The organism is Pseudomonas sp. ANT_H12B (assembly GCF_008369325.1).
In the GTDB taxonomy this organism is placed as follows: domain Bacteria; phylum Pseudomonadota; class Gammaproteobacteria; order Pseudomonadales; family Pseudomonadaceae; genus Aquipseudomonas.
On record NZ_VOBI01000020.1, the window covers coordinates 1 to 20,157 of the forward strand.

Below are 20,157 nucleotides of genomic sequence, written 5' to 3' on the forward strand. Positions count from 1 at the left end.
AATCACCATGCTGGCTGCACGATGTTTGAACTCGCGGGAAAAGACTCTTCTTTCTTTCATGGAACCTCCAAATTGGCGAAATCATATCGCCCTTAAGAGGTGTCCGGAATTATTAGGCCAGTTCAGCTTGCCCGCGATAGCGGACAGTCAGCCGATACAAATGGTGGATCTGCCGGCCTCTTCGTCGGAACGCCGCCCGGAGCGAGCCCGCTCCCACAAGGTTTTGTATTCAAGCTGAAAACCTGTACAGAATACAACGGCGCTAACGGCTAAAAAGCCGTGCCACGTACGTCTCCTCAAAAATCACAGTGCAAAATAGTATCGATTCAAGTGCGATGGATGATTTGTCTCATCCGCAATTGAAGGCTGTAATCAGTGCACATTCTTCCTGCCATGGAAGACACAAAAACAATAACTGTCCTTCTGTTACCCACGGGGTGCAGAAAAGGAGTGCACGATGCAACCTTCTGTAAAAGCTCTGCTTGCCCTCACTTGCATGACCCTCAGTAGCGTCAGCCTTGGCGCCCAGACCCTGACCATCGCCACCGTCAATAACAGCGACATGATCCGCATGCAAAAGCTCTCGAAAACCTTCGAGGCCGAGCACCCGGACATCAAGCTCAATTGGGTGGTGCTCGAAGAAAACGTCCTGCGTCAACGCCTGACCACCGACATCGCCACTCAAGGTGGCCAGTTCGATGTGCTGACCATAGGCATGTACGAAGCCGCACTCTGGGGCGCAAAAGGCTGGCTTGAGCCGATGAAGGATTTGCCGGCCAGTTACGCCCTCGACGACGTCTTCCCTTCGGTACGCGAAGGCCTGTCGGTCAAGGGTTCGCTCTACGCGCTGCCGTTCTACGCCGAAAGCTCCATCACCTATTACCGCACCGACCTGTTCAAGGACGCAGGGCTGACCATGCCCGAACGCCCGACCTGGACTCAGATCGCCGAATTCGCCAGCAAACTCACCAATAAGGACAAAGAACAGTACGGCATTTGCCTGCGCGGAAAGGCCGGCTGGGGCGAGAACATGGCGCTGATCACCACCGTCGCCAATGCCTATGGCGCGCGCTGGTTTGATGAGCAGTGGAAGCCTGAATTCACCGGTCCCGAATGGAAAAACGCGCTGAACTTCTACGTCAAGACCATGAAAGATTCCGGCCCCCCGGGTGCTTCCAGCAACGGTTTCAACGAAAACCTCGCACTGTTCAACAGTGGCAAATGTGCGATCTGGGTCGATGCCAGCGTCGCCGGCTCCTTCGTCACCGACAAGACTCAAAGCAAGGTCAGCGAGCATGTCGGCTTCACTTACGCACCGCACGAGACCACCGACATGGGCTCGGCCTGGTTGTATTCCTGGGCGCTGGCGATCCCGACCAGCTCCAAAGCCAAGGACGCAGCGAAAACCTTCAGTGCCTGGGCCACTTCCAAGGAATACGGGGCGTTGGTTGCCGAGAAAGACGGCATTGCCAACGTGCCGCCCGGTACCCGCGCATCGACGTACAGCGATGCGTACATGAAGGCTGCGCCGTTCGCCAAAGTGACCCTTGAGTCGCTGAAAGCCGCGGACCCGAGCAAACCGACCCTGAAACCCGTGCCTTACATCGGCATCCAGTTGGTGACCATTCCCGAGTTCCAGGGCATCGGTACGCAGGTCGGCAAATCGTTCTCGGCAGCGCTGATCGGCCAGACCACGGTTGACCAGGCCCTGGCCGCTGCCCAGCAAACCACTGAACGTGAGATGAAGCGTGCCGGTTATCCCAAGTAACCCCGCAACCTGCTCCCGCCTTCTGTGGGAGGGGGCTTGCCCGCGATGACGGCCTCCCATTCAACATTGTGGGTGACTGACACACCGCCATCGCGGGCAAGCCTTCTCCCACAGATCTTCATAGGTCTGCATGAATCGGTTCTTTCGCCATGAATATTTCAACTGCCAAAGCTCAAATGGACATCCCCCAGCCGGTGCGTAAAAGCCGGTTGTCCAACCCCGGCTGGTTTCTGGTCAGCCCTTCGGTCGCCATGTTGCTGCTGTGGATGATCGTGCCGCTGGGCATGACCCTCTACTTCTCGGTGATCCGCTACAACCTGCTCAACCCCGGCGAGAACGAGTTCGTGGGGCTGGAGAACTTCACCTATTTCCTCACCGACTCGGGTTTCATGCCCGGGGCCACCAACACCCTGTTGCTGGTGGGCAGCGTGCTGCTGATCAGCGTGGTGCTCGGGGTGTTGATCAGTGCGCTGCTGGAGGCCAGTGAGTTCCTCGGTCGCGGCATCGTGCGGGTCATGCTGATTTCGCCGTTTTTCATCATGCCCACCGTCGGTGCGCTGATCTGGAAGAACCTGATTTTCCACCCGGTGTCGGGGATTCTTGCCTACGTCTGGAAGCTCTTCGGCGCACAACCGGTGGACTGGCTGGCGCATTACCCGTTGCTGTCGATCATCATCATTGTGTCCTGGCAATGGCTGCCGTTCGCGATCCTGATCCTGATGACCGCCATGCAGTCCCTCGACCAGGAACAGAAAGAAGCCGCGCGCCTCGACGGTGCCGGGCCGGTCGCGATCTTCTGGCACCTGACCCTGCCGCACCTGGCGCGGCCGATTGCGGTGGTGGTGATGATCGAAACCATCTTCCTGCTCTCGGTGTTCGCCGAAATCTTCACCACCACCAACGGCGGCCCCGGATACGCGTCGACCAACCTCGCGTACCTGATCTACAACCAGGCGCTGGTGCAGTTCGACGTCGGCATGGCGTCCGCCGGTGGCTTGATTGCGGTGGTGATCGCCAACATCGCGGCCATCGTGCTGGTACGGATGATCGGCAAAAACCTGACAGACAAAGCCTGAGGCCTGCGCCATGACCCTTCAACAATCCCGCCGCCTGCAAAGCCTGCTGCTCGGCACCCTGGCCTGGGCCATCGCGACCCTGATCTTCTTCCCGATCTTCTGGATGGTGCTGACCAGTTTCAAAACCGAAATCGATGCGTTCGCCACGCCGCCGCAGTTCCTCTTCACGCCGACGCTGGAGAACTACCTGCACATCAACGAGCGCAGCGACTACTTCAGCTTCGCCTGGAACTCGGTAGTGATTTCGTTCAGCGCCACGGCCCTGTGCCTGCTGATCGCGGTGCCGGCGGCGTACTCGATGGCGTTCTACGAAACCCAGCGCACCAAAGGCACGCTGCTGTGGATGCTCTCCACCAAGATGCTGCCGCCAGTGGGCGTGCTGATGCCGATCTACCTGCTGGCCCAGAGTTTTGGCCTGCTCGATACGCGCATCGCGCTGATCGTGATCTACACCCTGGTCAACCTGCCGATCGTGGTCTGGATGATTTACACCTACTTCAAGGACATCCCCAAAGACATCCTCGAAGCCGCACGCCTGGACGGCGCCACACTGTGGCAGGAAATGGTCCGGGTGCTGCTGCCGATCGCCAAGGGTGGTCTGGCTTCCACTGTGCTGCTGTCGCTGATCCTGTGCTGGAACGAAGCGTTCTGGTCCTTGAACCTGACCTCGTCGAAAGCCGCTCCGTTGACCGCATTGATCGCCTCCTACTCAAGTCCCGAAGGTCTGTTCTGGGCCAAGTTGTCGGCGGTGTCGACGCTGGCCTGCGCACCGATCCTGATCTTCGGCTGGATCAGCCAGAAACAACTGGTCCGCGGCCTGTCATTTGGTGCTGTGAAATGATTTACCCAAATCCCTGATCTGACACAAAACCCTGTGGGAGCGGGCTTGCCCGCGATGACGTCGGCACATTCAACGTGGATGTCGGCGGTTAAATCGCCATCGCGGGCAAGCCCCCCCCACAAAAAGCTCGCCGGGCGTAATGAATTAACTCAAGCGGAGGCCCATCACCATGGCCAACCTGAAAATCAAGAATCTGCAAAAAGGCTTCGAGGGCTTTTCCATCATCAAAGGCATCGACCTGGAAGTGAATGACAAGGAATTCGTGGTGTTCGTCGGCCCGTCGGGCTGCGGAAAATCCACGTTGCTGCGCCTGATTGCCGGCCTGGAAGAAGTCAGCGGCGGCACCATCGAACTTGATGGCCGCGACATCACCGAAGTCAGCCCGGCCAAGCGTGACCTGGCAATGGTGTTCCAGACCTATGCCTTGTACCCGCACATGAGTGTGCGTAAGAACATGTCGTTCGCCCTCGATCTGGCGGGCGTACCGAAAGCCGAAGTCGAGAAGAAAGTCGGCGAAGCGGCGCGTATTCTCGAGCTCGGGCCGATGCTGGAACGCAAACCGAAGCAACTCTCGGGCGGCCAACGCCAACGTGTGGCCATCGGCCGCGCCATCGTGCGCAACCCGAAAATCTTCCTGTTCGACGAACCGCTGTCCAACCTCGACGCCGCCCTGCGGGTGCAGATGCGTCTGGAACTGTTGCGGCTGCACAAAGAACTGCAAGCCACCATGATTTACGTGACCCACGACCAGGTCGAAGCCATGACCATGGCCGACAAAGTGGTCGTACTCAATGGCGGCAAAGTCGAACAAGTCGGCTCCCCGCTGGACCTGTATCACCAGCCTGCCAATCTGTTCGTAGCCGGATTTTTGGGCACGCCAAAAATGGGCTTCCTCAAGGGTAAAGTCACCCGCGTCGAAAGCCAGAGCTGCGAAGTGCTGCTGGACGCCGGCACCCGCATCACCCTGCCCTTGAGCGGTGCCAACCTGAGCGTCGGTGGCGCGGTCACCCTGGGGATTCGCCCGGAACACCTCAATCTCGCACAACCCGACGACTGCACATTGCAAGTCACCGCCGACGTCAGCGAACGCCTGGGCAGCGACACCTTCTGCCACGTGGTGACCTCCTCCGGTGAGGCACTGACCATGCGCGTGCGCGGTGACCTGGCGAGCCGTTTTGGCGAGACCTTGAGCCTGCACCTGGACGCCGAACACTGCCATTTATTCGATGCCGACGGCGTGGCGCTGACCCGCCCGTTGCGCGTTGCGGCCTGATTTTAGAGAGCCTGTGATGAAACTCAATAAATACAACCTCAACCGCCTCGCCCCCGAGGTGGTGCTGCCCGCCTACGCGCTGAGCGATACGCGCCAAGGCATCGCGCACATCGGCATCGGCGGTTTCCATCGGGCGCATCAGGCCTACTACACCGATGCGCTGATGAATACCGGCGAAGGCCTGGACTGGGCCATTTGCGGCGTCGGCCTGCGCGCCGAAGACCGCCGCGCCCGGGACGATCTCAAAGAGCAGGATTACCTCTTCACTCTGTTCGAACTGGGTGATACCGACGACACCGAAGTCCGGGTGATCGGCGCGATCCGCGACATGCTGCTGGCCGAAGACGGCGCGCAGACGCTGATCGACAAACTCGCCAGCCCTGAGATCCGCATCGTTTCGCTGACCATTACCGAAGGCGGCTATTGCATCGACGACAGCAACGGCGAGTTCATGGCCCAGCTGCCGCAGATCCAGCACGACCTGGCGCACCCGAACACACCAAAAACCGTGTTCGGTTTCCTCTGCGCGGCGCTGGCTAAACGCCGCGCCGCCGGTACGCCAGCGTTCACCTTGATGTCCTGCGATAACCTGCCGCACAACGGCGCGGTCACTCGCAAAGCGTTACTGGCTTTCGCCGCTCTGCGCGATGCCGATCTGCGGGACTGGATCGCCACTAACGTGAGTTTCCCCAACGCGATGGTCGATCGCATCACGCCGATGACCAGCACCCAACACAAGCTGCAACTGCACGACAAACACGCCATCGACGACGCCTGGCCGGTGGTGTGCGAACCCTTTGTGCAATGGGTGTTGGAAGACAAGTTCGTTAACGGTCGTCCAGCCTGGGAAAAGGTCGGCGTGCAGTTCACTGACGACGTCACGCCTTATGAAGAGATGAAGATCAAACTGCTCAACGGCAGTCACCTCGCACTCACTTATCTGGGGTTTTTGAAGGGTTACCGCTTCGTTCACGAAACCATGAACGACCCGCTGTTCGTGCGCTACATGCGTGCTTACATGGACCTGGACGTGACCCCGCAGTTGTCACCCGTGCCGGGGATTGACCTGACCGAGTACAAAAACACGCTGGAGACGCGCTTCTCCAACCAGGCGATTGCCGATCAGCTGGAGCGCGTGTGTTCGGACGGTTCGTCGAAGTTTCCGAAGTTTACGGTGCCGACGATTAACCGCTTGATTGCCGACGGTCGGGAGACCAAGCGTGCGGCGCTGGTTGTAGCGGCGTGGGCGTTGTACTTGAAAGGCGTCGATGAGAATGGCGATACCTACACCATTCCAGATCCGCGGGCGGCGTTCTGTCAGGCGCTGGTGGCGGATGATGCGTTGATCACGCAACGGTTGCTGGCGGTTGAGGAGGTTTTTGGTACGGCGATCCCGCATTCGCCCGAGTTTGTGGCGGCGTTTGAGTGGTGCTGTAACAGCTTGCGTGATGTCGGCGTAACAACAACCCTCGAACGAGTACTCGTCAACTGATCGTTCCCGATCTTCGGCAGGTGTATCCATGACAAACCAACATTTATTCCTCGGCATCGACTGCGGCACCCAAGGCACCAAAGCCATCGTCCTCGACGCCGTCAGCGGTCAGGTGCTGGGCCAGGGTGCCGCCGCGCACAGCCTGATCAGCGGTGCCAATGGTCGTCGCGAACAAGACACCAATCAATGGCTGGAAGCCTTTACCCTCGCCACCCGCCGTGCGCTGATCGCGGCGAATGTCGACGGTCAGCAGATCCTCGGCATCGGCGTCTCCGGCCAGCAACATGGCCTGGTGCTGCTCGATGATCAGGGTCAGGTCCTGCGGCCGGCCAAGCTCTGGTGCGACACCGAATCCACTGCAGAGAACGACCGACTGCTGACTCATCTGGGCGGTGAAAAAGGCTCCCTGGAACGCCTCGGCGTGGTGATTGCGCCGGGCTACACCGTCTCCAAACTGCTTTGGACCAAAGAACAACACCCACACATTTTCGCTCGAATCGCCCGCATTCTGCTGCCCCATGACTACCTCAACCATTGGCTCACCGGCCGCAGTTGCAGCGAGTACGGTGACGCGTCGGGCACCGGCTATTTCAACGTACGCACCCGCCAGTGGGACCTGCAGTTGCTGCGCGACATCGATCCCACCGGGCGCCTGCAAACCGCGCTGCCGGAGCTGATCGATGCCCATCAAGCGGTCGGCACAATCTTGCCGAGTATCGCCTTGCACCTGGGTATCAACCCTCGGGCGCTGGTGTCCAGCGGCGGTGGCGACAACATGATGGGAGCCATTGGCACCGGCAATATAAAGCCCGGCGCGATCACCATGAGCCTCGGCTCCTCCGGGACGGTCTACGGCTATGCCGACCAACCGACAGTCAGCCCGGATGCATCAGTGGCGACGTTCTGTTCTTCCAGCGGCGGTTGGCTGCCACTGATCTGCACCATGAACCTGACCAATGCCACCGGGGTGATTCGCGAGTTGTTCGAACTGGATATCGAGCCGTTCAACGACCTCGTTGCGCAAGCGCCAATCGGTGCCGAAGGCGTGAGCATGCTGCCGTTTCTCAATGGTGAACGCGTGCCTGCCCTGCCCCATGCCACCGGCAGCCTGCTGGGGCTGAACATGACCAACCTGACCCGGGCCAATCTGTGTCGCGCGGTGGTGGAAGGCACGACCTTCGGTTTGCGTTATGGGCTGGACCTGTTGCGCCACAATGGCTTACAAAGCCTGCGCATCTGCCTGATTGGTGGCGGCTCGAAAAGTCAGGTGTGGCGGCAGATCGTCGCCGACATCATGAACACGCCGGTGATCTGTACCGAACAGAGCGAAGCCGCAGCCTTGGGCGCGGCGATTCAGGCCGCGTGGTGCACGTCCTGGGCAAATGGCCAGGAAGACAGTCTTGCGGATCTTTGCGAGCGCTGTGTGAAGCTCGATCTGGCCAGTGAAACCTTGCCGATTGCAGAAAATGTGGCGGCCTGTCAGCAGGCCTATGAACGCTATCAGCAGCATGTCGCAACCCTTTAAAGAGCGAACAACTATGTATCTGGTGTGTGGCGAAGCGCTGTTCGACTTCTTCAGTGAGGACGACGCCAGCGGCCTGGCTTCAAAAGTGAATTTCAAAGCGATTGCCGGCGGTTCGCCGTTCAACGTGGCAGTGGGTTTGCGTCGATTGGGCGTGGAGGCGGCATTGTTTGCCGGGCTGTCCACCGACTACCTTGGCCGGCGCTTGCAACAGGTGCTGCAGGACGAAGGCGTGCGAGCCGACTATCTGGTGGATTTTGCCGCGCCTACGACCCTGGCAATGGTCGCGGTGGGTGCCAATGGCTCGCCCCACTACAGCTTTCGGGGTGAAGGTTGCGCAGATCGACAGCTGAAACTGGAGCATCTGCCGGAGCTGGGGCCTGAGGTGCGCGGTTTGCATGTCGGGTCGTTTTCGCTGGTGGTGCAGCCGATTGCCGATACCCTTCTGGCGTTGGTACGCCGCGAGAGCGGTAAACGCCTGATCAGCCTTGACCCGAATGTACGTCTCAACCCTGAACCGAATATCGAACTGTGGCGTTCGCGGATAGCGACCCTCATCGAGCTTGCCGACCTGATCAAGGTCAGCGATGAGGATTTGAGCCTGTTGTATCCCGAGCAGGATCCGCAGCGAGTGATTGAAGGCTGGCTGCAGCATCGCTGTGAGTTAGTGTTCCTGACCCGTGGTGGCGAGGGTGCGACTGTGTTCAGTCGGGTTCACGGTTCGTGGTCGGTGCCGGCCTGTTCGGTGAAGATTGCCGACACCGTGGGGGCTGGCGATACGTTCCAGGCGGCGCTGATCACTTGGCTGACGGAGCAGCAGCTGGATTCGGTTGAGGGCTTGAAACGGCTGAGCCAGATGCAGATCGATGCGATGCTCAAGTTTGCAGTCAGTGCCGCGGCGTTGACATGCAGCAAAACCGGGCCGGATTTGCCCTATCGGCAGCAACTGGCCTAACTGATCGTTCCCACGCAGAGCGTGAGAACGATCAGTGTGGGAATCACCCAGTATTCATTGGCCGAAACTGTTCGACTAAGGGTTTTGGAGCATCCACGCGGCGCCCTCAAGCGCCACCGCAGCGACTACCGGCAGGCCGAAGGCAAAGGCGACGAGTCGACCCTGGTCAGCACCTCTGTCAGAAACCTCCTCACGACAAGCGGCATGCAGTCGGGTTAACCATCCCTTAACCGCGCGGTCCAAAACTTTACTGGACCGCACGCCCTCAGACTTCTCTGATGCCCAGTGCGGCAGGTTCGGCGCCTATACGTCGAGCTGACTTTTCGCCTGCACCGGAGACTCTTCATGAACACCCGCACATTGCTACTGACCACTGCCCTCGCCTGCACCGCGTTTGCCGGCCTCGCTCAAGCCAACGACTCCACATCCGCTCAAGCCGTGCCGTATCACTACGGTATGCCGTTGCATATAGCCAAGGTCGTTTCGCTCACCGAACCTACGACCCTGGACTGCAAAGTCATTACGGCTGAAATGAAGTACATCGACACCACGGGCAAACCTGCGGAAATCGCCTACAGAAAACTTTCTGACGCGTGCAGTTATCAAAACTGACTGAAACGTCTGAAATAACACCAGGCGGTATTGCGGTGAGGGATCTGGCGCTATGCTCTAGCGCCTCCCTTACTGCCGCAAGGATTCGCCATGCAGTTGTCGTTTCGCACCTTGTCGACCCTGACTTCTTTTCTGTGTTTTCTATTGGTGCTGGTCTGGGGTTTGACGCCCGACTGGTTGTTGTCGACTTGGAGCATTGAATACTCGTCAGCCACAGGTTTGGTCGCCAGGCGCATTGCGGTGCTGTTCGCGGCATTGGGCGTGATGTTTTTTCTGGTTCGAAACGAGTCGCCGTCAGTAACCCGCGACGCAATGAGCAGCGGTTTCATGATCGGTTGTTTTGGTCTGGCAGCAATGGGCATCGGCGAAATGTGCAGTGGCCATGCCGGTCCGGGCATTTTGCTTGCAGTGGTGGTCGAGCTGGCGCTGGGTCTGGCTTTTCTCCAGACCCAGCGCCTGTCGGTGGAACTCGAAACCGTGGGTTAAAGGGCTTTCCGGTCTGGATGCAGAGTTTGATTAACAGACCCCTCCATGTCGGAGCGCAGTCCAGCGATCAAGTCGTTGATTTCTCGGCAACCATTTAGCTGTTTGGCATTTATTCCGGTCACCATCAAATCGAGGTGATCGGTTTGACGATCGGAATATACCTTTACGGTCATCGACAGGTCCGGCGACAGCGTGCATTGACAACGTTTCGGCAGAAAACTGCTTTCAATGATGTTGCGAAGTTCCAAGGCAGAAAGAAACATGGTGACCCTCTCCTTTATATGAGACTGCCAATCAAACATCAACGCTGACTCAATGAAGTGCCCGGTCAGCTTAAGATCAGCTACAGCATAAAACATGCCTGGGATTTCGCCCTGCAGCTCATCGGTAAATCAACGGTTTAGCAAAATGGTGGGCAAATGGCCTCATGCAATTTGCAAGAAAGGCCAGGGATAGCCCGGCAAATTGCACACCCGCTACGGCGGGTTTGCATTAACCGCTGACGGCAATAAAAATGTTGCCAAACAATTCAGTATCCGCTGCCCCCACTCACAAGCAAGGAGGCATCATGGGTTCATTGACCTTAATCACTACCGTCCGGCTGTTGGTTGCCGGGCTATCGACGATTCAGCAATAGCCGGTTCAGGCCTCATGCCGCGGCGCCGTTCAATGCAGCGCGTTCCGCTACATGCCGCAAACTATCGAAATTGATATTGGCGCCTGAGTCGATCGCCACCAGGGTCTGACCACAGGCGCCGGTTTGTGCTACATATCTTTTGATTCCGGCGACGGCCAGAGCACCGGAGGGTTCGGTGATCGAGCGGGTGTCGTCGTAGATATTCTTGATCGCTGCGCACAGCTCGTCGTTGCTGACCGTCAACACTTCATCGACGCAAAACCGACAGACCTCAAAACCATAAGCACCAATCTGGGCCACAGCCACGCCATCGGCGAAAGTGCCTACGGACGGCAGGACCACGCGTTCGCCCGCTTTTAATGCAGCATACAAACAAGCGGAATGTTCCGATTCGACGCCGATGATGCGCACTTCAGGGCGCAGGTATTTGACGTACGCGGCGATGCCGGCGATCAAGCCACCGCCGCCCACCGGAACGAAAATCGCGTCCAGCGGCCCTTGGTGCTGGCGAAGGATTTCCATGCCCACCGTGCCCTGCCCCGCAATCACGTCCGGGTCATCGAACGGCGAAACAAAGGTTCGGCCGGTTTGCCGGGCCAGGTTCAGCGCATAGTCCAGAGCAAACGGAAAACTATCACCGTGCAGTACGGCATCGGCCCCTCGACTGCGCACGCCAAGCACCTTCAATTCCGGCGTTGTACACGGCATAACGATGGTTGCGGCAATTCCCAGTTCACGCGCCGCCAATGCCACGCCCTGGGCATGGTTGCCCGCCGATGCGGTGATCACGCCGCGAGCCTTTTGCTCATCGCTCAGTTGCACCAGCTTGTTGTAGGCGCCGCGAATCTTGAAGGAAAAGGTCGGTTGCAGATCTTCGCGCTTGAGCAGGATCTGATTGCCCAAGGCCTCGGACAGCGCCGGTGCCGCTTGCAACGGCGTGCGCACCGCCAGCTCGTACACAGGCGCGGCGAGGATCTTTTTCACGTAGTGCTCAAGCAAGGTCTGCTGGGCGTGGGTGCTGCTCATGGTCGTCTCCTGACATTGATCGAGCCCAGGAGACAGAAAATGAAAACCCGCCTCTAGGGCGGGTTGGGTGCTGCAGTCGTGAGCTAGCCCGCCAGATAAGGAATGGCGGTAATAATGCTTGGCTGGCAGCGCAATACGGTGGAAGTCATGGCTGGAAATTAGCCGGGCGCTGGTGGCAAGTCAATGGCCAATTTTCTTTGGAGCCTATAGGCTGGCGATTCTGCTCATCGTCCCAAGGAAGGAAACCATGAAGTCTGTCGCCCTGCCCCTCATTGCCCTGATCGCCTTTGCCGGCTACACCGTTTCGGTGATGCTGCGGGCTGAGCAGTCGTTGATCGATTTCGGCATCAGCCTGATGTCGCGACCGGATACTGCGCAGGTGGTGATTGATCTTTACTTGTTGGCAAGCCTGGCCGGAATCTGTATGTATCGCGATGCACGCAAGCGTGGGCAGTCGAGGTTGTCGGTTGCTCCCTACCTGTTGATTACCGCGATTTTTGTGTCCATCGGGCCGTTGTTGTATCTGGTTGTTCGCAGTTTGCAGGATAGGAAGTTGCGTGCTTGAGATCGCCTTCGCGAGCAAGCTCGCTCCCACATTGGATTTGTGGCGTACGCAAATCCCTTGTGGGAGCGAGCCTGCTCACGAAGGCGGCCTGACAGTCAACACATTCACTTCGCCAACCGCCTCAGCCCAAGCACCATCATTCCAGCCCCCATCATCATCGCCATCAAAAACAACGGATACGAAACCCACCACGGTGCGCCCGCTGTCATCATGCTGAACTCGGACATACCGCCAATACTTGCAATCAAATTCAGCGGCAAAAACACCACATTGATCAATGTCAGTTTGCGCAGCAGGTTGTTCATGCTGTTGTTCATCAAGTTGCCCCGAGCGTCAATCAGCCCGGAGAACACCGTGGAGTAGATTTCCGCCTGTTTGTAGCACTGGTTGTTTTCGATAATCAGGTCGTCGATCAAACCAATGGCCTCGGCGCTGAAGAGCTCCTTTCCAGCATGGTTGCGCAGCCGCGTCAGGACCGCGCCGTTGCTGTGAATCGCATTGATGTAATAGATCAGGCTTTCGCTGAGGTTGAACATCTGGATCAAGTGCTGGTTTTGCATCGACGCGTTGAATTTCTGTTGCAACTCCCGGGCAACCATCTTGATGACTTTCAGATGGCCCAAATAGTGATGGATGTTGTTGAACAGCAAGTCGAGTAACACATCCAGCGGCGAATTCAGCGGCTGCCGCAGGCCCAGACCGCTGAGCGGCGCGTCGTCGGTGGCGATCACTAGAAGGCGATGTTCGCAAAACAATAAGCCGCACGACGACACTTCAAAGGCCAGGCTGCCGGCGCCGGAGTAGTTTTCCGGGCGTTTCCAGATCAGGAACAAGTTGTCGGGATGGAACTCGATGCGCGACACCTCGTCCGGGTCCAGCGCCGAAGCCAAGGCGTGTTCATCAAGCTTGAAATGACTGTGCAGCAGATCCCGCTCGGCCGCATCGGGATTACTGAACAGCATCACGTCGGCATCGATCCGTTCGACCGATTGCAGCGCGCCTTGGGTCAGTTGAAAGCTCTTGATCATCCGCTGCTCACCAGGCCTGGCCGCGACGCTTGAGTTCCAGGCGGCGGACGAACTCTTCCAGCACCAGAGAATACAGATCGTCCTGCAAGTAAGCGTCTTCGATGCCGGCGTCCATGTTCGGGTTGTCGTTGACCTCGATCACCACCACTTTATCGCCGGACTGTTTGAGGTCGACGCCGTAGAGGCCGTCGCCGATCAGGTTGGCGGTCTTCACGGCCAATTCCACCACTGCGCGCGGTGCTTCGTGAACCGCCAGCGTGCGGCATTCTCCGTTGATGTCCTGACCCTTGGCCTTGTGGTTGTAGATCTGCCAGTGGCCCTTGGACATGAAGTACTGGCAGGCAAAGATCGGTTTGCGGTTGAGCACACCGATGCGCCAGTCGTACTCGGTGTAGAAAAATTCCTGGGCCAACAACAGCACCGAATGTTCGAACAGTTCGGCGGTGGCTTCGAGCAAGGCTTGCTGGCTTTCGACCTTGATCACCCCTCGGGAGAAACAGCCATCGGGGATCTTCAACACCAACGGAAAGCCCAGGCGCTCGCCGACCCGCTCGAAATCTTCCGGTCGCTCCTTGTAGAGGATTTCGGTGGCGGGCATGCCCAGTTGATGACTTTTGAGCAGGTCCGTCAGGTAGACCTTGTTGGTGCAGCGCAGGATTGAGGCCGGGTCATCCATCACCACCAACCCTTCGCTTTCAGCCTTTTTGGCGAAACGATAAGTGTGGTTGTCGACGCTGGTGGTCTCGCGAATCAGCAGACCGTCGTATTCGGCGATGCGTGCATAGTCTTTGCGCTCGATGAGCTCCACGTCGATGCCCAACGTTTTGCCGACCCTGACAAAGTTGTCCAGTGCCTTGGCATTCGACGGCGGCAATGCTTCCTGCGGATCGTGCAGAATCGCCAGGTCATAACGGGCCAATCGCCGGGAACGCGGCACGCGCCAAATCTTGCGACTGAAACTGTCGAGCGAGTTGGCAAACTGGTCTTCTTGGTCCTCGCGCAACTTATGCAGCGCACCTGACTTGATGCCTTCGATGTGCCAGCCGTTAGTTCTACGAAACTGAACTAACAAAATCGGACACGGGAACACCTCGAATAACTGGCGCGCCAGATCCTGCAACGGTTCGATATTAGTTTTGCCAAAATAAAGTGTCAGGGTAAAGCCTTCGGTATCACTGTAAAGATGATTACTGAGGGCTTTTTCCAGGGGTTTATCCAGATCGTCCAGAGCCAGGCCGTACAGGGATTTTTTGGTCAATTCGCTGATGGTTCGCACCGAAGGAATGACCTTGTGCCCCCGCGCTTCAGCCAGCAGCGAGCAGTAATAACCGTGCCCCAGGTACTTGTAGCTGCGGCACAGGTTGATCACCTGGACGCGTTTGCCCTGCTCGTTGGCACGAGCCTGCTCGAGGTATTCCTGAGCGCTGACGATGTCTTCACTGGGAAAATAAGAGGCCCAGTCTTCCTTGCGTTCGACGATGATAATCAACTGACTGGAGGTTCTATCCGAGCCACTGAAATAAGTTGCTGCCGGCAAAGTTTGCTCGGATACTTCGCGCCAATGACCTTGTACCGCTGACATAGTGATTGATCCGTTGGAGAACAAGACCTTTCCTATTAAGCACGAACTTTTTTGAAAGTCTCGTTTCGTTACGTAACTTTTACGGCGGTTATATGAATCTTGTCTTTCGGCTGGCGGTAGTTGAAGACTTACCCGCACTGTTGGCCCTTGAACAGCAATGTTTCACCACGGATCGGCTCACCAGTCGCAGTTTTCAATGGATGATCACCCGGGCTCACGGGCAGCTGTTGGTGGCCCAGCGTGGCGAGCAACTGGTCGGTTATGCCGTGGTGCTGTTTCACCGCGGCACTTCGCTAGCGCGCCTCTATTCGATTGCGATTGCCGCCGAGGCGCGCGGTAGCGGGTTGGGCAAACAGTTGTTGCAACGCATCGAATCCTGCGCCGTTGAGCACGATTGCGCCTACTTGCGGCTGGAAGTGCGCATCGACAATCCAGCGGCGATTGCGCTGTATGAGCGCAACGGTTACCAACGTTTCGCGTTGATTCATGACTATTACCAGGACCATGCCGATGCGCTGCGCCTGGAGAAACGCATCCTCGAGCACCGCGACTCACGCAACATCAAGGTGCCCTGGTACCCGCAGACCACCGATTTCACCTGCGGTCCGGCTTGCCTGTTAATGGCTATGGGGGCGTTGCAACAGGATCGAGTGCTGGAGCGCCGCGAGGAACTGCAAATCTGGCGCGAGGCAACGACCGTGTTCATGACTTCCGGCCACGGCGGCTGCAGCCCTCAAGGGCTGGCATTGGCGGCGTGGCGACGGGGGTTTCGAGTACGTCTGCAACTGAGTATGGCCGAGCCGTTGTTCCTCGATGGCGTGCGCGATGAGCATAAAAAAGACGTCATGCGGTTGGTGCACGAGGAGTTTACGACACAGCTACAAGAGACCGATGTGGAGCGAATGATCGGCGGCGCGCTGGACCTGCCTCGGCTACTGGACGAAGGTGGACAACCGCTGGTACTGATCAGCAGTTATCGCCTGACCCGTTCGAAGTCCCCGCACTGGGTGATCGTCACCGATTGCGATGAAGAGTTCGTCTACCTGCACGATCCGGATGTCGATCACAGCCAGCATCGGCAACCCATGGACTGCCAGCACTTGCCGGTCAGTCATGGGGAGTTTGAGAAAATGAGCGGCTTTGGACGGGGCAAATTGAAGGCGACAGTGATTGTGTATGCCCGATCTTCAAACTGATCGTTCCCATGCTCCGCGTGGGAATGATCAGTCGGGAGTGAGTCATTTCAATCCGATTTTGTACAACGCGCCGTCATCTTCATCGGTCAGCACATACAAATACCCATCCGGCCCCTGTCGCACATCGCGAATGCGCTTGTTCAGCTCACCCAGCAATCGCTCTTCGTGCACCACCTTGTCGCCATCAAATTGCAAGCGAATCAACTCCTGGCTCACCAGCGCGCCGATAAACACGTTGTGCTGCCAGGGCTTGAAGCGGTCATCGTCGTAAAAGGCCATGCCGCTGAGGCCGGGGGATTTTTCCCAGACGTGGTGCGGGGCGACGGTGCCTTCGGCGGTCTTGCCGTTGGCTTCCGGAATCGGCTGGCCTGAATAGTTGATGCCATGGGTTGCCATCGGCCAGCCGTAATTCTTGCCCCGCTCGATGATGTTGATTTCATCGCCACCCCGGGGACCGTGTTCGTTTTCCCAGAGAACGCCAGTCCAGGGATTGAGTGCCGCGCCTTGCGGATTGCGCTGACCGTAGGACCAGATCTCCGGACGTACCCCGGACTGACCGACAAAGGGGTTGTCGTCCGGCACCTTGCCGTCCGGGTAGATGCGCACGACCTTGCCTTGCAGTTTGTCAAGATCCTGGGCCGTCGGCCGGTCGTTGTTCTCGCCCAGGGTGATGAACAGATAGCCGTCGCGGTCGAATACCAGCCGTGAGCCGAAATGGTTACCGGCCGACAGCTTGGGCTCCTGACGGAAGATCACTTTGAAATCCTTGAGGGTCTTCAGGTCTTGCGACAAATGCCCACGGCCAACCGCCGTCCCGGCTTTGTCGCCCTTACCACCACCTTCGGCATAAGACAGATACACGGTGCGATCTTGCTTGAAGTCGGGTGACAGCACCACGTCCAGCAAACCACCCTGCCCCTTGGCCCAGACCTTGGGCACGCCATCAATTGGGTCTGACAGTTTGCCGTCGGCGCTGACGACTCGCAGGTTGCCGGGCCGTTCGGTGACCAGTATGCCTTTGCGATCGGGTAGGAACGCCAACGCCCAAGGGTGCTCCAGCCCCTTGGTAATCGTCGTGACCTCGAGGCTGCCCTGTTCGCTTTTCATTTCCTGGGTTGGCGCCGCAAAAACGGGCGCTGCAGCGGTGATCAGTGCGCTGGCGCAGAAGGTAACCAGAAGGGTTTTACGCAACATGCACGATTCCTTTTATCGTTCGAATGGCTGGCAAGAACGCTGTCCTGCCGTTCAACGGTTGCTGGTGTCCTCATCTCGATGAGGTGGATTGGGAATGAATTTCGGTTGACTGGCGGGAGGCGGTCGACCCTGGGGATAGCGGTTGCCGATGCCACCATTATCCAGTGTCGGCGGCCTCGGCACGGGCACGGTGTTCGGCCCGCGGATCGCTGGCGCGCCGGGTTGCGTGCCTTGCATGCTGTTGGGATTCGCCCGGCGTATCGGGCTGTTGTAAGGATTGTTCGAGTTGCCCGTCGGGCTCTGGGCCAATTGCAAGGAAGACGTTGGCGGTGCGGTGTCGGCCTGCGCCAGATTGTTCAGCAAGCCGCTCAGCGCCAATGCAATGCAGCCGAGCACAAATTTGTTCATGGGGAGCCTCTGGAAATCAGCGTGGATAGAATCTTCGATAGCACGCTACGCCCGGGGTTCGGATTTGTTAACTAAAACCTCCTTCACAAGATGTAACACCAGTTGACCACGCCGCCGATCCGCCCGCAGCACCGGGCCGCAGCACCGGGCCGCAACCCGCTGAAACTTTTGCGCAGCGTTACCGGTCACCTGAACATCACTCGCGAGTAGACGACCATGGCACGGGCAATCTGGAAAGGCGCAATCAGTTTCGGTCTGGTGCATATCCCTGTTGCGCTGGTCTCGGCGACGTCTTCTCAAGGGGTTGATTTTGACTGGCTCGACAGTCGCAGCATGGACCCGGTGGGTTACAAACGGGTCAACAAGGTCACGGGCAAAGAAGTCACCAAGGAGCACATCGTCAAAGGTGTGCAGTACGAAAAAGGCCGGTATGTGGTCCTCAGTGAAGAGGAGATCAAGTCGGCGCATCCGTTGTCCACTCAGACCATCGACATCTTTTCCTTCGTCGACAGTGAACAGATTCCTCTACAAAACATCGACACGCCCTACTACCTCGCACCGGATAAACGCGGTGGCAAGGTCTATGCGCTGTTGCGCGAAACCCTTAGCAAAACCAACAAGGTCGCCCTCGCCCACGTGGTCTTGCATACCCGCCAGCACCTGGCTGCGCTGATGCCGCTTGAGTCAGCAATGGTTTTGGTCATGCTGCGCTGGCCAGCAGAAGTACGCAGCCTCGACACGCTTGAGTTGGGTAGCGAGGTGACCAAACCTGTACTGGCCAAGGGTGAACTTGATATGGCCAAACGTCTGGTTCAAGACATGAGCGCCGACTGGAAGCCCGACGATTACCGCGACAGCTTTGAAGACAAGATCATGGCGCTGGTCGAGAAAAAGGCCAATGAAGGAAAAATCGAGGACGTGGAAACGGCGACGGGCGAAGAAGAGCGTAAAACGGCGGATGTTATTGATTTGACCGAGTTGCTCAAGCGTAGTCTTGGGGGCAAGGGGGCCGGTAAAGCCAAACCGGCTGCTAATAAAAAAGCCACGAAGACATCTCGTGGTTGATTGATCGTTTTGCGGTGTTTGTTACGGCCTCATCGCGGGCAAGCCCGCTCCCACAGGGTTCGGTGTGCTACATAGAACCTTGTGGGAGCGGGCTTGCCCGCGATGGCGTTATATGCCGCAAAGCAACATTCAGATCAGAACGAAAAACGCCAACAACCCGCAAAAAATCGCCCACTTTTCGATGTAATAAAGTTTACGGTTACGCTTCTTGAGCGCCTTGCCGCGCAGACGAATCTTGTAGACCTTGGCGAACAAGCGATTGATGCCACCGGTCTTGTCGCCCACATCGTTGGGCGCGCCCGCTGCCGACATCACATTGCGGCTGAACCAGCCATTGAACGCCGCGGCCCAGCGATACTTCATCGGCCGCTCGACATCGCAAAACAGAATGATGCGGTTTTGTTGAGTAGTGTTTTCGGCGTAATGAATGAAGGTTTCATCGAACATCACCGCTTCACCGTCGCGCCAGTGATAGTTCTCGCCATCGACGTTGATGTAGCAACCGGCATCGTTCGGTGTTTCCAGACCCAGGTGATAACGGTAGGAACCGGCGTACGGATCGCGGTGACGGACCAGTTTGGAACCCGGTGGCAGCTCGGCGAACATCGCCGCCTTGATCGAGCCGATGCTCTGCACCAGTTCGGTGGTGCGCGGGCAGAGTTTCATCGCCGAAGGGTGGCTGTCGCCGTACCACTTGAGATAGAAACGCTTCCAGCCAGTTTTGAAGAAGGAGTTGAAGCCAACGTCGTCGTACTGGTTCGACCGCTTGATCTCCCCTGTCCTGAGCAGGCTCTGTCCTTCGGCGCGAATTTCTTCCCAGTGGGCCTGCAACGGGCTCAAGTCGGGGAAATCGGCTGGATCGAGGTAAGGCTTGTTAGGGATTTTCGAGAACAGATAAAGGAAGCAATTGATCGGCGCCAGAAACGTCGAATGGTCGCTCAGTTGACGGCCCAGCTTGTGGCGCACCCGACCGCGCAGGTGGACATACGCGATGGATACAACATAAATAGTGGCAATGATGAGTTTCACAGAATTCGTCACATGTCAGAAGTGAACAAACTGCGCCCCCCGCAGGCCTTTTGGCCCAAGGGGCTTGTGCAGCGTCTGAAAACGAAACAGCGGTCCCGCTGGCACGTCCTTGAGCCTGTGCCGACAGTCGGCGTTTGGTCGATAGATGGCATTTTAATCACTGTTTGTAACCATTTGTTAGCTTTCAGATGTGAAAATCTGTCCTCTGATGCTGCCAAAGCGCCCGTACGGCCCTAACGCCCTATCGTTTAAAGAGCCAGACCAGTACAATCGCCGCCAAACATTACGCGCCCCCCTTGGTTGATGACGGGAATGAACCCGTCTCAGCGCACTTCGACTCGGGCCACGCGCTCCATATGCTGCTGTCCACTTATTGCCAGATGGACCTTCCGCTTCTGACCG

At 57.8% G+C, this 20,157-nt stretch carries 19 protein-coding genes and 1 pseudogene; 13 read left to right on the forward strand and 7 right to left on the reverse strand.

Annotation, left to right across the window (positions count from 1 at the left end; all coding sequences use genetic code 11):
- The 10 genes from FQ185_RS30370 to FQ185_RS24855 form a co-directional block, all read left to right on the forward strand.
- Positions 1 to 238: hypothetical protein (locus tag FQ185_RS30370; protein WP_218575897.1), on the forward strand; the 238-nt coding region annotated here is incomplete at its 5' end.
- Positions 239 to 457: 219 nt separating this feature from the next.
- On the forward strand, positions 458 to 1,768 hold the full coding sequence (locus FQ185_RS24810) for a sugar ABC transporter substrate-binding protein (protein WP_149419726.1): 1,311 nt from the start codon (positions 458 to 460) through the stop codon (positions 1,766 to 1,768).
- Positions 1,769 to 1,944: 176 nt separating this feature from the next.
- The gene (locus FQ185_RS24820) at positions 1,945 to 2,844 is read left to right on the forward strand and encodes a carbohydrate ABC transporter permease (RefSeq protein WP_256730498.1); all 900 of its coding nucleotides are present in this window, start codon (positions 1,945 to 1,947) and stop codon (positions 2,842 to 2,844) included.
- Between the two features lie 10 nt (positions 2,845 to 2,854).
- Positions 2,855 to 3,685 carry a carbohydrate ABC transporter permease gene (locus FQ185_RS24825; protein ID WP_149419728.1) on the forward strand — a complete coding sequence of 277 codons (831 nt, stop codon included), beginning with the start codon at positions 2,855 to 2,857 and terminating at the stop codon, positions 3,683 to 3,685.
- Between the two features lie 169 nt (positions 3,686 to 3,854).
- Positions 3,855 to 4,958: an ABC transporter ATP-binding protein gene (locus FQ185_RS24830; RefSeq protein WP_149419729.1), complete on the forward strand. Its 1,104-nt coding sequence runs from the start codon at positions 3,855 to 3,857 to the stop codon at positions 4,956 to 4,958.
- 16 nt (positions 4,959 to 4,974) lie between these two features.
- Positions 4,975 to 6,450 carry a mannitol dehydrogenase family protein gene (locus tag FQ185_RS24835; RefSeq protein ID WP_149419730.1) on the forward strand — a complete coding sequence of 492 codons (1,476 nt, stop codon included), beginning with the start codon at positions 4,975 to 4,977 and terminating at the stop codon, positions 6,448 to 6,450.
- 28 nt (positions 6,451 to 6,478) lie between these two features.
- Complete coding sequence (gene xylB, locus FQ185_RS24840; protein ID WP_149419731.1) at positions 6,479 to 7,975, forward strand: xylulokinase; 1,497 nt, start codon at positions 6,479 to 6,481, stop codon at positions 7,973 to 7,975.
- A gap of 13 nt (positions 7,976 to 7,988) precedes the next feature.
- Positions 7,989 to 8,927 (forward strand): carbohydrate kinase, encoded by a 939-nt coding sequence (locus FQ185_RS24845; protein ID WP_149419732.1) that lies wholly within the window; start codon positions 7,989 to 7,991, stop codon positions 8,925 to 8,927.
- 345 nt (positions 8,928 to 9,272) lie between these two features.
- Positions 9,273 to 9,539, forward strand: coding sequence for a DUF2790 domain-containing protein (locus tag FQ185_RS24850; RefSeq protein ID WP_149419733.1), 267 nt, complete (start codon positions 9,273 to 9,275; stop codon positions 9,537 to 9,539).
- 90 nt (positions 9,540 to 9,629) lie between these two features.
- Positions 9,630 to 10,025 (forward strand): hypothetical protein, encoded by a 396-nt coding sequence (locus FQ185_RS24855; RefSeq protein WP_149419734.1) that lies wholly within the window; start codon positions 9,630 to 9,632, stop codon positions 10,023 to 10,025.
- Here FQ185_RS24855 and FQ185_RS24860 read toward each other — a convergent pair.
- Both FQ185_RS24860 and ilvA read right to left on the reverse strand, forming a co-directional pair.
- The gene (locus FQ185_RS24860) at positions 10,022 to 10,288 is read right to left on the reverse strand and encodes a DUF1652 domain-containing protein (protein WP_149419735.1); all 267 of its coding nucleotides are present in this window, start codon (positions 10,286 to 10,288) and stop codon (positions 10,022 to 10,024) included. The genes FQ185_RS24855 and FQ185_RS24860 overlap by 4 nt on opposite strands.
- A 404-nt stretch (positions 10,289 to 10,692) precedes the next feature.
- Positions 10,693 to 11,688, reverse strand: a pseudogene (ilvA, locus tag FQ185_RS24865) (threonine ammonia-lyase, biosynthetic); the annotation flags it as partial.
- A 247-nt stretch (positions 11,689 to 11,935) separates the two neighbouring features.
- On the opposite strand from ilvA, the gene FQ185_RS24870 reads away from it, so the two are divergent.
- A complete protein-coding gene (locus FQ185_RS24870; protein WP_149419737.1) occupies positions 11,936 to 12,253 on the forward strand; it encodes a DUF2834 domain-containing protein in 318 nt (105 codons plus the stop codon).
- 104 nt (positions 12,254 to 12,357) lie between these two features.
- Here FQ185_RS24870 and FQ185_RS24880 read toward each other — a convergent pair whose 3' ends face one another.
- Both FQ185_RS24880 and FQ185_RS24885 read right to left on the reverse strand, forming a co-directional pair.
- Positions 12,358 to 13,281, reverse strand: coding sequence for a magnesium transporter CorA family protein (locus FQ185_RS24880; RefSeq protein WP_149419739.1), 924 nt, complete (start codon positions 13,279 to 13,281; stop codon positions 12,358 to 12,360).
- 7 nt (positions 13,282 to 13,288) lie between these two features.
- Positions 13,289 to 14,863 carry a RimK family protein gene (locus FQ185_RS24885; RefSeq protein WP_149419740.1) on the reverse strand — a complete coding sequence of 525 codons (1,575 nt, stop codon included), beginning with the start codon at positions 14,861 to 14,863 and terminating at the stop codon, positions 13,289 to 13,291.
- 92 nt (positions 14,864 to 14,955) lie between these two features.
- On the opposite strand from FQ185_RS24885, the gene rimI reads away from it, so the two are divergent.
- Positions 14,956 to 16,059 carry a ribosomal protein S18-alanine N-acetyltransferase gene (gene rimI / locus FQ185_RS24890; protein ID WP_149419741.1) on the forward strand — a complete coding sequence of 368 codons (1,104 nt, stop codon included), beginning with the start codon at positions 14,956 to 14,958 and terminating at the stop codon, positions 16,057 to 16,059.
- A gap of 42 nt (positions 16,060 to 16,101) precedes the next feature.
- On the opposite strand, the gene FQ185_RS24895 is transcribed toward rimI, so the two are convergent.
- Positions 16,102 to 17,253, reverse strand: a complete 1,152-nt coding sequence (locus tag FQ185_RS24895) for a PQQ-dependent sugar dehydrogenase (protein WP_149419742.1) — start codon at positions 17,251 to 17,253, stop codon at positions 16,102 to 16,104.
- 51 nt (positions 17,254 to 17,304) lie between these two features.
- Positions 17,305 to 17,661 (reverse strand): hypothetical protein, encoded by a 357-nt coding sequence (locus FQ185_RS24900; RefSeq protein WP_149419743.1) that lies wholly within the window; start codon positions 17,659 to 17,661, stop codon positions 17,305 to 17,307.
- Positions 17,662 to 17,877: 216 nt separating this feature from the next.
- On the opposite strand from FQ185_RS24900, the gene FQ185_RS24905 reads away from it, so the two are divergent.
- Positions 17,878 to 18,726: a Ku protein gene (locus FQ185_RS24905; protein ID WP_149419744.1), complete on the forward strand. Its 849-nt coding sequence runs from the start codon at positions 17,878 to 17,880 to the stop codon at positions 18,724 to 18,726.
- A gap of 129 nt (positions 18,727 to 18,855) precedes the next feature.
- On the opposite strand, the gene lpxO is transcribed toward FQ185_RS24905, so the two are convergent.
- The gene (gene lpxO, locus FQ185_RS24915; RefSeq protein WP_149419746.1) at positions 18,856 to 19,755 is read right to left on the reverse strand and encodes a lipid A hydroxylase LpxO; all 900 of its coding nucleotides are present in this window, start codon (positions 19,753 to 19,755) and stop codon (positions 18,856 to 18,858) included.
- Positions 19,756 to 20,157: the final 402 nt, after the last annotated feature.